Origin of the sequence: Verrucosispora sp. WMMD1129 (assembly GCF_029581255.1) — a bacterium.
Lineage (GTDB): Bacteria > Actinomycetota > Actinomycetes > Mycobacteriales > Micromonosporaceae > Micromonospora > Micromonospora sediminimaris.
This window is the reverse complement of sequence record NZ_CP120741.1, coordinates 5,574,735-5,587,982: the sequence shown is the minus strand read 5'-3', so window position 1 is coordinate 5,587,982 and position 13,248 is coordinate 5,574,735. Positions and strand designations below refer to the sequence as shown.

13 protein-coding genes are annotated in these 13,248 nt (G+C 68.7%); 7 read left to right on the top strand and 6 right to left on the bottom strand.

Annotated features, from left to right (window positions below; genetic code table 11):
• Nucleotides 1–39 precede the first annotated feature (39 nt).
• From O7624_RS26045 to O7624_RS26030, 4 genes are all read left to right on the top strand, one after another.
• Nucleotides 40–1,353, top strand: a complete 1,314-nt coding sequence (locus O7624_RS26045) for an extracellular solute-binding protein (protein WP_282237615.1) — start codon at nucleotides 40–42, stop codon at nucleotides 1,351–1,353.
• 77 nt (nucleotides 1,354–1,430) lie between these two features.
• Nucleotides 1,431–2,372: a sugar ABC transporter permease gene (locus tag O7624_RS26040; RefSeq protein WP_093407206.1), complete on the top strand. Its 942-nt coding sequence runs from the start codon at nucleotides 1,431–1,433 to the stop codon at nucleotides 2,370–2,372.
• A complete protein-coding gene (locus O7624_RS26035) occupies nucleotides 2,372–3,256 on the top strand; it encodes a carbohydrate ABC transporter permease (protein WP_282237614.1) in 885 nt (294 codons plus the stop codon). The genes O7624_RS26040 and O7624_RS26035 overlap by 1 nt, the downstream gene beginning before the upstream one ends.
• Nucleotides 3,257–3,334: 78 nt before the next feature.
• On the top strand, nucleotides 3,335–5,062 hold the full coding sequence (locus tag O7624_RS26030; RefSeq protein WP_282237613.1) for an IlvD/Edd family dehydratase: 1,728 nt from the start codon (nucleotides 3,335–3,337) through the stop codon (nucleotides 5,060–5,062).
• A 54-nt stretch (nucleotides 5,063–5,116) separates the two neighbouring features.
• On the opposite strand, the gene ugpC is transcribed toward O7624_RS26030, so the two are convergent.
• From ugpC to O7624_RS26010, 4 genes are read right to left on the bottom strand one after another with little or no spacing between them, the layout of a single operon-like run.
• The gene (gene ugpC, locus O7624_RS26025) at nucleotides 5,117–6,325 is read right to left on the bottom strand and encodes a sn-glycerol-3-phosphate ABC transporter ATP-binding protein UgpC (RefSeq protein ID WP_282237612.1); all 1,209 of its coding nucleotides are present in this window, start codon (nucleotides 6,323–6,325) and stop codon (nucleotides 5,117–5,119) included.
• A gap of 10 nt (nucleotides 6,326–6,335) precedes the next feature.
• Nucleotides 6,336–7,169: a carbohydrate ABC transporter permease gene (locus tag O7624_RS26020; protein ID WP_164448176.1), complete on the bottom strand. Its 834-nt coding sequence runs from the start codon at nucleotides 7,167–7,169 to the stop codon at nucleotides 6,336–6,338.
• A gap of 1 nt (nucleotide 7,170) precedes the next feature.
• Nucleotides 7,171–8,091: a sugar ABC transporter permease gene (locus tag O7624_RS26015; protein ID WP_348774992.1), complete on the bottom strand. Its 921-nt coding sequence runs from the start codon at nucleotides 8,089–8,091 to the stop codon at nucleotides 7,171–7,173.
• 56 nt (nucleotides 8,092–8,147) lie between these two features.
• Nucleotides 8,148–9,437 carry an ABC transporter substrate-binding protein gene (locus tag O7624_RS26010; protein ID WP_282237610.1) on the bottom strand — a complete coding sequence of 430 codons (1,290 nt, stop codon included), beginning with the start codon at nucleotides 9,435–9,437 and terminating at the stop codon, nucleotides 8,148–8,150.
• A 291-nt stretch (nucleotides 9,438–9,728) separates the two neighbouring features.
• On the opposite strand from O7624_RS26010, the gene O7624_RS26005 reads away from it, so the two are divergent.
• The 3 genes from O7624_RS26005 (at nucleotide 9,729) to O7624_RS25995 (ending at nucleotide 11,362) form a co-directional block, all read left to right on the top strand.
• Complete coding sequence (locus O7624_RS26005) at nucleotides 9,729–10,424, top strand: VOC family protein (protein ID WP_282237609.1); 696 nt, start codon at nucleotides 9,729–9,731, stop codon at nucleotides 10,422–10,424.
• A gap of 190 nt (nucleotides 10,425–10,614) precedes the next feature.
• Nucleotides 10,615–11,046 (top strand): hypothetical protein, encoded by a 432-nt coding sequence (locus O7624_RS26000; RefSeq protein ID WP_093407610.1) that lies wholly within the window; start codon nucleotides 10,615–10,617, stop codon nucleotides 11,044–11,046.
• 46 nt (nucleotides 11,047–11,092) lie between these two features.
• Nucleotides 11,093–11,362: a hypothetical protein gene (locus O7624_RS25995; protein ID WP_093407224.1), complete on the top strand. Its 270-nt coding sequence runs from the start codon at nucleotides 11,093–11,095 to the stop codon at nucleotides 11,360–11,362.
• 117 nt (nucleotides 11,363–11,479) lie between these two features.
• Here O7624_RS25995 and O7624_RS25990 read toward each other — a convergent pair whose 3' ends face one another.
• Together O7624_RS25990 and O7624_RS25985 are read right to left on the bottom strand one after the other, a co-directional pair.
• Complete coding sequence (locus tag O7624_RS25990) at nucleotides 11,480–12,154, bottom strand: HAD family hydrolase (protein WP_282240767.1); 675 nt, start codon at nucleotides 12,152–12,154, stop codon at nucleotides 11,480–11,482.
• Between the two features lie 160 nt (nucleotides 12,155–12,314).
• Nucleotides 12,315–13,220 (bottom strand): acetyltransferase, encoded by a 906-nt coding sequence (locus tag O7624_RS25985; protein WP_282237608.1) that lies wholly within the window; start codon nucleotides 13,218–13,220, stop codon nucleotides 12,315–12,317.
• Nucleotides 13,221–13,248 lie beyond the last annotated feature (28 nt).

The window sequence follows — 13,248 nt, the reverse complement described above, 5'->3', positions numbered from 1 at the left end:
GAACCCACGTCAATGAAGACGACACGAACACTCGCGACGATGGCGCTGCTCGTAGCCGCGAGCGGCCTGGCCGCCTGCTCCTCGGACGAAGGCGGAAGCGACGCGAGCAACTGCACCAACACCATCACCAAGCAGAACCTGCCGGTTGTGACGATGTGGGCCTGGTACCCCAACATGCAACTGGTCGTGGACAACTTCAACAAGGCCAACGACGAGGTCCAGGTCTGCTGGACCAACGTCGGGCAGGGCGGCGACCAGTACGACAAGTTCCAGACGGCCATCTCGGCGGGCACCGGCGCGCCTGACGTGATCATGGTCGAGATGGACCGGATCCCGACCTTCCAGATCCAGAACGCGCTCGTCGACATCAGTGGATACGGCCTCGACGCGGTCCGGGCCAACTACGGCGACGGCGCCTGGAAGGACGTCTCGGTCGGCGACGCGGTCTACGGCGTACCTGTCGACGGCGGCCCGCTGGCGATGATCTACCGGAAGGACATCTTCGACAAGTACGACGTCACCCCACCGAAGACCTGGGCCGAGTACGAGCAGGCCGCGCAGAAGGTGAAGGACGCCGGTGGACCGCTCTTCGGTGACCTCGGCGCGAACGTCCCGGCGCTGATGATGGCGCTGCAGATCCAGAAGGGCGCAGCCCCGTTCACCTACGATCCCGCCCAGCCGGAATCGATCGGGGTACGACTGAACGACCAGGCATCGAAGGACGTCCTGGACTACTGGGGCGGTCTGGTCCGCAAGGGCCTGGTCGGGACGCAGGACCAGTTCACCCCGGAGTACATCTCCGGAGTGATCAACGGCAACTACGCGACCTACATCTCGGCCGCCTGGGCGCCCGGTTACCTGACCGGCGCGGGCGTGGGTCAGGGTGACGACACCGGCACCTTCGCGGTGGCGCCGTTGCCGCAGTGGGATCCGAACAATCCGGTCCAGGTGAACTGGGGCGGATCGGCCTTCTCGGTCACCAGCCAGTCCAAACAGCCGGAACTCGCGGCCAAGGCCGCCTACGGCCTCTACGCCGACCAGGAGTCGCTCACCGACGGCTGGACCAACCAGATCATCTTCCCGCTCAACCTGACCGCACTCAACAACCCCGAGTTCGTCGACCTCAAGGTGGAATTCTTCGACGGCCAGCAGGCGAACAAGGAGGTGTACGTCCCCGCCGCCAACGCCTACCAGGGCGTCGTCTACAGCCCGTTCGGCCAGTACTACTTCGATGCCATGACCAAGCAGATCAGCGAGATGAGCGCCGGCTCCATCACCGGATCGCAGGCCGCTGACCGGCTCCAGGAAGACGTGACGAAGCACGCCACCGAGCAGGGATTCACCGTCCAGTGACCGACCGGGTGGGCCGTGCCGTCCTCCCCCGACCGGCCCACCCTCCACCCCCAGCGGCCCTCGTCCCGGAGCCCGAGATGACATCGTTGACCGAGAAGCGCGCACCGCGTACTCAGGATGAGAAGCGCAAGACCCGCGGCAAGACGCGCCGCCGTGAGCACCTGACCGGGTGGCTGTTCGTCGGGCCGTTCGGGGTCGTCTTCCTGGCGTTCCTCATCGCCCCACTGGCGTACGCGCTGTACCTCAGCCTGTTTCAGAAGAAGCTGATCGGCGGCACCAGCTTCGTTCTGTTCGACAACTATGTGAAGGCGTTCACCGACCCGAGTTTCCTGTCCGGAGCGTGGTTCGTCATCCGCTTCGCGCTCGTCGCCATCCCGGTCCAGATCGCCGTCGCGCTCGCCATGGCCCTCATCCTGGACGCGGTGACCTCGCTGTTCACCCGCTTCTCCCGGCTCATGATCTTCCTGCCGTACGCGATCCCCACGGTCATCGGGGCCGTGATGTGGGGTTTCCTGTACAGCCGGAGCTTCGGGCCGCTCACCGACGTCTTCGGGTTCTTCGGCGCCACCGCACCCGACTTCCTCAGCAGCAACCTGATCTTCTACGGCCTGCTCAACATCGTCACCTGGCAGTGGGCCGGCTACTACATGATCATCCTGTACGCGGCCCTCCAGGGCATCGACCCGACGCTCTACGAGGCCGCCCGCATGGACGGCGCCGGACGATGGCAGGTCGCCCGGCGGATCAAGATTCCGCTGATCGCGCCCGCGCTGATCCTGATCCTGGTCTTCTCGCTGATCGGCACCCTGCAGTTCTTCAACGAACCGCAGATCCTGCGCTACCTGGCGGCCGGCACGATCGGGTCGGACTTCACGCCCAACATGTACGCGTACCAACAGGCGTTCGGGCTGGCCAACTTCAACTACGGGTCGGCGATCTCCTTCGCCCTCGGCGGAGTCGTCTTCGTCTGCGTCTACGCCTTCCTGTTCTTCACCCGCAAGCGGAGGAGCTTCCTCTGATGTCCGAGCACACCAGCGTCAGCGCCGGCCACCGCCGAGCGCACCGCCACCTTCCGCTGCAGATCCTGCTCGGCTTCCTGGTGATCTACTTTCTCGTGCCGTTCTGGTGGGTCGTCGTCAACAGCTCCAAGGACGCACCGGGCCTGTTCGGCGGCGGCAACACCCTCTGGTTCGCCGACCAGGTCGACTACCTCGGCAACCTCAGGCAGTTGTTCACCTACGACGGCGGCATCTACCTGCGGTGGCTGCTGAACTCCACGCTGTACGCCCTCGCCGGTGGGATCGGCGCCACCGTCCTGGCGGTCATGGCCGGCTACGGGTTCGCCAAGTACCGGTTCGCCGCCCGGCGCTTCAGCTTCGCGGTCGTGCTCGGGGCGCTGATGGTGCCGGCCACCGCCCTGGTCATCCCGACCTTCATCATGTTCGCCCGGCTCGGCCTGACCAACACGGTCTGGGCCGTGATCCTCCCGTCGCTGCTCAACCCGTTCGGCGTCTACCTGATGCACGTGTACGCGCGCGACGCGGTCCCCGACGAGATCCTGGACGCCGCACGGGCCGACGGCGCGGGAGAGGTACGGACGTTTCTCCAGATCGCCCTTCCGCTGATGCGCCCCGCGGTGGTCACCGTCCTGCTCCTGTCCGCGGTCGCGTCCTGGAACAACTACTTCCTGCCGCTGGCCATGCTCTCCGACAACCGGCTCTTCCCGGTCACCGTCGGCCTCGGCCTCTGGCAGGGGGTCGCCTCGGCGAACAACGCGGGCGGCACCTCCCTGTGGAGCCTGATCATCCTGGGCTCCCTGGTGTCGGTCATCCCATTGATCATCGCGTTCTTCAGCCTGCAGCGGCACTGGCGCGGCGGGCTGTCCGTCGGGGGCCTCAGGTAGCCGCCGCCAACTGATCAACAGCTTGCCCCTCGACCGCCGCCCACTGCGCGGCCAGAGCTTTGACAGGAAGGTGTGCTGATGTCGATGACGAGTCGACCGCTGCGCAGCGGCCAGTGGTTCGGTGCCGACGGCCGCAACGGATTCATTCATCGATCGTGGATGCGCAATCAGGGCTTCGCCGACGACGTCTTCGACGGTCGCCCGGTGATCGGCATCGCGACCACCTGGTCGGAGCTGACCCCGTGCAACGCTCACCTGCGCGAACTGGCCGAATCGGTGAAGCGGGGAATCTGGGAGAGCGGCGGCCTGCCGCTGGAGTTTCCCGCGATGAGCCTCGGCGAACCCCTCATGCGGCCCACCACCATGCTCTACCGCAACCTGCTGGCGATGGAGGCGGAGGAACTGATCAGGGCCAACCCCCTCGACGGCGTGGTGCTGCTCTCCGGCTGCGACAAGACCACGCCCGGCCTGCTGATGGGTGCGGCAAGCGTCGACCTGCCGACCCTGTTGATCACCGGCGGGCCGATGCTCAACGGCAAGTTCCGTGGCCAGGACATCGGGTCCGGCACCGCCGTCTGGCGCTTCACCGAGGACCTTCGGGCCGGCCGGGTGACCGCGGCCGACTGCGCCGAGGCGGAGGTCTGCATGTCCCGCAGCCGGGGTCACTGCATGACCATGGGCACCGCCTCCACCATGGCCTGCGTGACCGAGGCGTTGGGCGTCCAACTGCCGGGCGCCGCCGCGGTTCCGGCGGTCGACTCACGACGGTACGCGCTCGCCCACGCCGCCGGCCGGCGCATCGTCGACATGGTCGACCAGGATCAGCGCCTGTCCACTGTGCTCACCCGCGAGGCGTTCGAGAACGCCATCCGGGTCAACGCCGCGATCGGTGGCTCCACCAACGCCGTGGTGCATCTGCTGGCCATCGCCGGCCGCGTCGGCGTGCCCCTGTCGCTGGAGGACTTCGACACCCTCACGGCCGACGTGCCCGTGCTGGTCAACCTGATGCCGTCCGGGACGTACCTGATGGAGGACTTCGCGTACGCCGGTGGGGTGCCGGCGGTGATGGCGGAGATCGCCCCCTTCCTGCACCTGGACCAGATCACGGTCAGCGGGAAGAGCGTGGCCGACAGCATCGACGGCGTCCAGTGCTGGAACCGGCAGGTTATCGGCACCCTGGCCGAACCCTTCCAGCCCGCCGGATCGGGCACCGTCGTGCTGCGTGGGTCCCTCGCGCCGTCCGGTGCGGTGCTGAAGGTCTCCGCCGCCTCGGCTCACCTGCTCACCCACACCGGGCCGGCGCTGGTCTTCGACCGGATCGAGGAGTACGCCGTCGCCGCCGACGATCCGGACCTCGACGTCACGCCCGACACCGTCATCGTGGTGCGCAACGCCGGGCCGCGCGGTTACCCGGGCTTCCCCGAGGTGGGCAACGTGCCCATGCCGCGACGGCTGCTCGCCGCCGGCATCACCGACATGGTGCGGATCTCCGACGCCCGGATGAGCGGCACCGGGTACGGCACCTGTGTCCTGCACGCGGCGCCGGAGGCGTCGGTGGGCGGCCCACTCGCGCTGGTACGCACCGGCGACCTGGTCCGCCTCGACGTCCCGACACGCCGCCTGGACCTGCTGGTCGACGAGGCGGAACTCGCCGAACGCCGCTCCGCCTGGCAGCCGCCGCGACCGGTGGCCGATCGCGGATGGGTACGGCTGTACAGCGAGCACGTCCAGCAGGCCGACCAGGGCGCAGACCTGGACTTCCTGGTCGGTGGCAGCGGCAGCGCGGTGCCTCGACACTCACACTGACCCGCACCTGCGGCTGGGTGCATCCGCAGTGGCAGATGCACCCGGCCGGGCCGGTCAGTCGGCGAGGGTGCCGGCGGCGCGGCCCTCGTGCAGGGTGAGGTTGCGGCCGTCGGACGGGTCGAACAGGTGGATCTTCTCCAGGTTGAACCAGACCCGCCGGTCCTCCCCCTCGGTGACGGTCGACTCCGCCGACAACCGGGTGACCAGGTTCGACCCGGCGCCGCTGAAGTCGGCCGCACCCGCGTCGGCGGCCAACTCCTCCAACTCGGCGGAGGTGGCCCGCTCCCCCTCGACGCTCAGGTAGACGTACTTGTCCGAGCCCATCGACTCGACGATGTCCACCGGGGCGGTGAACTCCATGCCCCGACGGCGGGTCTCCTCGTCGATCAGTTCGGCGTCCTCGAAGTGTTCCGGACGGATGCCGAGGATCAGCTCCCGAGGGGCGTCGGCGCCCTCCAGTTCACGGCGGATCCGGTCGCCGATCGGCACGTCACCCAGGGCGGTACGCAGCGTTCCCTCCTCGACCTTGGCGGTCAGGAAGTTCATCGACGGGGAGCCGATGAACCCGGCCACGAAGAGGTTGTTCGGGTGGTCGTACAGCTCCTGCGGCGGACCGACCTGCTGCACCGCGCCACCGCGCATGATCACCACACGGTCGCCGAGGGTCATCGCCTCGGTCTGGTCGTGGGTGACGTACACGGTGGTGGTGCCGAGCTGCTTCTGCAGGCGGGAGACGACGGTACGCATCTGCACCCGCAGCTTGGCGTCCAGGTTGGACAACGGCTCGTCCATCAGGAACGCCTTCGGCTGCCGGACGATCGCCCGACCCATCGCCACCCGCTGCCGCTGCCCGCCGGAGAGGTTGGCCGGCTTGCGGTCCAGCAACGCGGTCAGTTCCAGGACCTTCGCCGCCTCCTCCACCTTCTGCGCGATCGTCTCCTTGTCGAGCTTGGCCAGCCGCAGCGGGAACGCCATGTTCTCCCGGACTGTCATGTTCGGGTAGAGCGCGTACGACTGGAACACCATGGCGATGTCCCGGTCGCGGGGAGCCTTGTCGTTGACCCGCTGCCCGCCGATGCGCAGCTCACCGGAGCTGATGTCCTCCAGCCCGGCGATCATGTTGAGGGTGGTGGACTTGCCGCAGCCGGAGGGGCCGACCAGGATCACGAACTCGCCGTCGGCGATCTCCAGGTCGACGTCCCGCACCGCCGTGGTGCCGTCCGGGAACTTCTTGCTCACCTTGTCGAGCACGATGTCAGCCACGAGTTACCACCTATCCCTTGACGGCGCCGGAGGTCAGGCCGGAGACGATGCGGCGCTGGAAGAAGAGCACGAACAGGATGATCGGTACCGTGATCACCACGGCGGCGGCGCAGATCGCGCCGGTCGGGTCCTCGAACTGCGAGGCGCCGGTGAAGAACGACAACGCCACCGGCACCGTGCGCGAGCGCTCGGTGGAGGTCAGCGAGATGGCGAACAGGAAGTCGTTCCAGCAGAAGATGAAGACCAGGATCGCCGTGGTGAAGAGGCCCGGTGCGGCCAGCGGTGCGATCACCCGCCGAAACGCCTGCCCCTGGGTGGCGCCGTCCATCTTGGCGGCCTTCTCCAGGTCCCACGGGATCTGCTTGAAGAACGCCGACAGCGTGTAGATCGCCAGCGGCAGCGCGAAGGTGATGTACGGCAGGATCAGGCCCGGCCAGGTGTCGAAGAGGCCCAGCTGCCGCTCGATCTCGAACAGCGGCGAGACCAGCGACACCTGCGGGAACATCGCGATAAGCAGCGAGACGCCGATCAGCAACCGCTTGCCGGGAAAATCCAGTCGCGAGATCGCGTACGCGGCCATCGCGCCGAGCACGACGGCGATCGTGGTGGCGATCAACGCGATGCCTATCGAGTTGACCAACGCTCGGACGAACTGGTCGGTCGCGAAGATCGTCCGGTAGTTCTCCAGCGTCCACTCCCGCGGGATGAACTTCCCGTCGGTGAGCGTCGCCGGCGTCTTGAACGACAACGACATGATCCACAGCACCGGGGTCAGCGCGAACACGACCACGGCGACGTCCAGCAGGCCCCAGCGCACCTTGGCCCGGGTGGTGGTGTCAGCCATGTCAGCGCCTCTCTCCGTCGTCGCTGCCCGGAGCAGCGGTACCGAACAACTTCACGAAGATGAATGCGATGATCGCCACGGTGATGAAGATCAACACCGACATCGTCGAGCCGATGCCGAGGTTCAGCCCTCGGATCAGGTTGTTGTAGGCGATCATCGACACCGACGAGGTCTCGTTGGCCCCCGACGTGAGCACGTAGATGTTGTCGAAGACCCGGAACGCGTCCAGGGTGCGGAACAGCAGGGCCACCAGGATCGCCGGCTTCATCACCGGCAGCATCACCTTGGTGAACCGCTGCCAGGCGGTCGCGCCGTCGGTGGAGGCCGCCTTGAGCAGATCCTCCGGCACCAGCGCCAGCCCCGCCATCAGCAGCAGCGCCATGAACGGCGTGGTCTTCCAGATCTCCGCCAGCATGATGATCGCCAGCGAGCTGGCCCGCTCGGTCAACGGCGCGCCGTCGGAGAACAGGTTGGCCAGGTATCCGGTGCCGGGCGTCCACGCGTACCGCCAGGAGAAGGCGGCCACGACCGTGACGATGCCGTACGGGATCAGCGCCGAGGTCCGCACGATCCCCCGCCCGACAAGCGTACGGTGCATGATCAGCGCGAGTCCCATGCCGAGCACCAGCTCCACGGCCACGGTGACCACCGTGATCAGCATGGTCACCCCGAACGCCGTCCACCAGAACTCGTTTGTGAGCACGGTGGCGTAGTTCTGCAGACCGATGAACTCCCGCTCGGCGGGGAACCTCAGGTCGTACCGCTGCAACGACAGCCACACCGAGTACAGGATCGGGTAGGCGGTCACCGCCAGCATGACCAGCGCCGCCGGGGCGCACAGCAGCCAACCCAGCCGGCGCTCGGCCCGCTTGTTCTCACTCAACGGCGGCTTGCCGCGCCGGTTGTCCCGCTGCGCGGGCACTGCGGCCTGCCGGCCGCTGCGGGTGTCGGTGCCGATGGTTCGCTCGCGGTGCTCGCTCACGGCAGGACTCCCCTCGACTCCAGGGCGGCGGCGACGGCCTCGCGCAGCTCGTCGGCGGTCGCCTGCGGGTCGATCGCCGACGGCGGCGACAGGATCGCCGAGGTCACGGTCGAGATGCTCTGGTACGCGGGGGTCAGCGGTCGCACCGCCGAGTCCCGCAGCTGTTCGAGGATGGTCTCCTTCATCGGGTACGCCTCGTCCATCTCCGGGTCGTCGTAGACGCTCTCGATGGTCGGCGGCACCCCGTCGTTGATCGCGGAGAACTTCTGGTTCTCCGCGTCGCGCAGGCACCTGGCCGCCTCGAAGGACTCCTCCGGGTGCTCCGAGTACCGGCTGACGGCCAGGTTGATGCCGCCGATGGTGACCCGCCCCGGCGTGCCCTCCTCGACTCCCGGCACCCGGGCCCAGGCGACCTGCTCCGCCAGCTCCGGGTTGGCTTCCTGCATGGCCGGATAGACGAACGGCCAGTTCACCTGGAAAGCGCCGTTACCGCTCTGGAACTCCAGCCGCACCGGATCCTCGGTGGCGTTGCTGAACGACGGCGAGGTCACCCCGGAGGTGGCGAAGTCGTGCAGCACCTCAAGTGCCCGCACGGCACCGTCGTCCACCACGGCCTCGGTGCCGTCGTCGTTGAGGATGTTGCCGCCCGCGCTGGCCACCAGCGTGTTGTAGAGGACCACGAGTCCCTCGTACTGGGCACCCATGGTGAGCACCTGATGCGGCTGGCCCTGATCCCGCAGCCGCTGCGCCGTCGAGATCATCTCGTCCCAGGTGGTCGGCGGCTCGGGCACCAGATCCTTGCGGTACCACAGCAACTGGACGTTCGTGTGCTTCGGCGCGGCGTAGAGCTTGTCCTGGTACCGGGCGGTCTCCAACGGGCCTTCGAGAGTGCCCTGCTCCGCCTCGGCGCGGTCCTGCCCGGTCCATTCGAGGATCCAGTCGGCGCTGGCGAACTCCTGAGTCCAGGTCACGTCGAGGCCGAGCACGTCCATGCCGTCGTCCTCGGCCGCGAGTCGGCGCACCATCTGCACCCGCTGCTCGTCGGCTTCCCGCGGCAACACCCGGTTGACGATGCGGTACCGCCCAGCGGCCTCGGTGTTGCACCGGTCGACCACCTGCTGCAGGTTCTGCTCCGGCGGGTAGTACAGGTTGATCGTGGGCACGCCGCCGTCGTCACCGGCGGCACAGGCCGCCATCGGTGCCAACAACGTCAGTGCCGCGGCCGTCGCCGCCATCCGTACGCGGGGCCGGCGTCGACCGCCGGCCGGATCACTCCGCTCGCTCATGACCCTCCCCTCGTTCTCGGCCAACAGCCGGGGAGGACTCCGTGCCCCGGCGCACGGCGAGACGGTCAGGGCGTTGACCTGCTGCTTCGCACCCCTGCGTTTCGTGGCTGAAACACTGCCCGACGTGTGGAGCCGCGAAACCTGCCCGAGCCGACACGCGCTAAACACCAAAGTGTGTGGCCCACGTCACGTGCCGGCAGTCGCACCGGATCGCCGGGGCCGGCAAGCGCCGCTGACCACGGCCCGCGGCCTTCGGAGGCGGATGTCGGTGCCGGCCGGCATGATCGGCGGATGATCGCACGCTTCAAGGACCTCTGCCTCGACGCCGCCGACGCACACGCCCTCGGCGGCTTCTGGGCTCGGATTCTGCACGGGGAACTGGTCGATGTCGGTGACGGCGACACCCGGGTCGACTCACCCACCGGTGTCAGCGCCGAGTCGATCTGGGTCAACCGGGTGCCCGAACCGCGTACCGTCAAGACCCGCGTACACCTGGACCTGCGGTTGGCCGAGGCGAGCCCGGCAGCGCTGCTGGAAGCCGGCGCGCGGCTGGTCCGCGAGCCGGACTCGGAGATCAGCTGGTGGGTGCTGGCCGACCCCGACGGCAACGTGTTCTGCGCCTTCGCCCCCGGTGACGACCCCCGCCCGGGGCCGTTCGAGTTGGTGGTGGACTCCGCCGACCCGAGCGCCCAGGCCACCTGGTGGGCCGGCGTCGTCGGCGGCGAGGTCCAGGTCAGCGAGGAGGGGCACGCCTCGGTCACCGGCGCCGCCGGCTTCCCCTGGGACCACTGGGTCTTCGACCCCGTCCCGGAGCGCAAGACCGTCAAGAACCGGATGCACTGGGACGTCGACCTGGCCGCCCCCGAGCCGTCCGCGCTGATCAGGGCCGGGGCCACCCTGCTGCGGGAGCCGGACGACGCGGTGTCCTGGTGGGTGCTGGCCGACCCGGAGGGCAACGAATTCTGCGCCTTCCCACCACGGGACTGACCGGCCGGTGCTACCGGGCGACCGTCAGGTGGACTAGCGTTTAACAAGCTCCGCCGCCAGCGCGTACGCCGTCGCCGTCGATACGCCACCGGCCGACCCCGACCCGCCCGATCGGTTGGTTCTCGCGGGAACAGCCCCTCACCGGTTACCGGTTGGGCAGGATCGTCCCCAACGAGGAGGTGCCGCCGTGGTGCAGGACACCCGCGCTCTCACCCTGACGTTCGAGGTGAGCGGCCTGCCACCGGTCAAGACCGAAGCGCTGTCCATCTTCGCCGCCGGGCATCGGCAGGCGACGAGGGTACGCGCCCTGTTGCAGGCCGCCTGCGCGGCCGCGCAGGAGACCGGCTGGACGCCACTGTCCGGCCCGATCGAGATCGACCTGACCCTGCGCTGCCCGCCCGGGCACCGCACCTCCGACGCCAGCACGCTGCTGGGTGGGGTGTGCGCGGTGCTTCAGGACAAGAAGCGGGTGTCCAGCATCGGGCTGGCCCACCTCGGCGTGCTTGTCGACGTCGCACTCTACGACGACGACAAGCAGATCCGCCGGCTGTCGTACCTGGAACAGCCAGCCGAGGACTTCTCGTACCAGGTACGCGTCGCCGCCGTACCGGACGGGGTTTGACCGACGGCAGCGGTGGGGTACCGCAGCCGCCGACGAAGGGAGCGCCATGTCGGAGCCACACGTCACGCTGGATCCACACGACCCGGTGCAGGAGAAGCTGCGCGGGCCGCTGGAGGAGCAGCTGACCTCTGCCCTGCAGGTGGCTGCCGACCGCGTACGCGACAGCTACGCCGGTGAGCCGGTGGAGCAGGTCTGTCAACGGCTGCTCGACGAGACCCGGGCCGGCCTGCACCCCGACATCGCGGCCGGTTTTGAGCCCGACATGGACGAGTTGTGCCGGGTGGCGGTCGCCATCGTCCGCGGCGAGATCACCTGACGGACGCCGCACCGCTCGGCCGTGCCGACCCGACCGGGTCAGGACTGGACCACCCGCTCCGGTCCTGCCCCGGCCAGGCATGGTCGGGGCGCCCGCTGCCCGCCGGCTCGGCGATGTTCAGAAGTGGCGTAGCAGGTCCGGGAAAGCGTTCAGGTGCAGCACGCCGGTGTCCGCCGGATCCAGCTCGTCATGCTCCAGTACCCACGTGTTGGCGTTCGGGATGAACACCGCGTTCCAGCCGGCGGCCCGGGCGGGCAGGATGTCCGAGCGCGGTGAGTTGCCGATCATCCAGGCGCTGCCCGGGTCCAGGGCGTGCTGCCCGGCCAGCCACCGGTAGGTCTCGACGTTCTTCTCGGGAACGATGTGTGCGGCCGTGAAGTGGTGCAGCAACCCGCAGGCGTCCAGCTTGCGCTGCTGCTCCTCGCGCTCGCCCTTGGTCAGCAGCAGCAACTCGTGCCGGCCGGCCAACTCGTCGAGGGCGTCGGCCACCCCCGGCATCAGCTCGACCTGGTGGGTCACCAACGCCACCGCCAGCTCGTCGATTTCCCGACGCTCCGCCTCGGTCGCCGGACGCTGGCGCAGCCGTTCCAGACACTCGCGCAGGCTGCGCAGGAAGACCTTGCTGCCGTACCCACGGGTGACGGCGTTGGCCCGCTCGATGTCGTCGAGCACGGCCCGCAGCTGCGCCCGGTCCAGGGTGGGATGGTCCAGCCACTTCAGGAAATCGTCGATCACCCGCTCGAACACGACGTTGTTCTCCCAGAGGGTGTCGTCGGCGTCGAAGACCAGCACCCGGCCCGGCTCGATGGTTCCCCCACGCGTCACCTCGGGGACTCTAGGCGAACAGGCGCGCGGCGGACCACCGGATAACCAGGGCCCGACTTCGATCGTCTGCATTCCAGTGACCGCCGTGCCGGCGTTTCGGGTCACTGGAATGCAGACGATCATCGGCTCAGGCCGGGGCGAAGACCACCCGGGAACGGACCCGCCGGAAGCCGGTCCGCTCCAGCTCCGCCACCACCGCCACCCGGTGCGCGTCCACGTCGGCGACCACCTCGTACGCCCCGCCGCCGGCCAACGCCGCGACCGAGTCGGCCAACAGCTCGCCCAACACCGACTCGTCCAGCAGGCCGAGGTAGGCGATCATCGGGAAGCAGGCGTCGGCCGTCGGTCCCGCCAGTCCCACCGCTTCGTCACCGTCGAGCGCGACGCGCCAGCTTCCGGGCGGCGTACCGGTCAACCAGTCCAGCGGGTCGCTGGCCAGGTCAACCTCGGCGACCATCCGGGCGGTCTCGGCACCGGTCAGCACGACCGGCTCGGCGATCCGGGCCACCAAGGCGTTGATCTCCGCAGCGTCCTCGGCGGGGCGGAACGAGAACCGGCCGGACGGAGCCGGCAACGGCCCACCCGCCCAACTGAACCGCAGCCGCTCCCCCCGCTCGATTAGTCCCGCGAGCTGGGCCGCCGCCATCGACGCCTCGGCGACAGCCCGCACCTTTGGTTGCCGACGCCAGCACGCCGGCAGCGCGGCGTGATACACCTTCGGACCGCCCAGCGCGGCGTGCGCCCTGCGCAGCAACGCAGCACCCACGACGCTTGCGGCTTCGGTGGCGGGTGCGAGGTCCAGGTCGAACCGTTCCAGCCACGGTTCGCCGACGGAACCGGGTAGCAGCAGCCACGCGGCGCGGCCCACCACCCGGCCGGCGCGCAGGGCGACCCAGGTGTGCTCCGGCCGGTAGCCGCCACTGGCGATCCCGTCGGCGTAGCTGATCTGTCGCAGTTGCGGCAGCGGGTCGGGCATCGAGTCGAACAGTTCTTCCTCGCCCGCGACGAGCGGACGGATGACCAGATCGGTCATGGCAGATCCTCCGGGACAGCGACGCCCC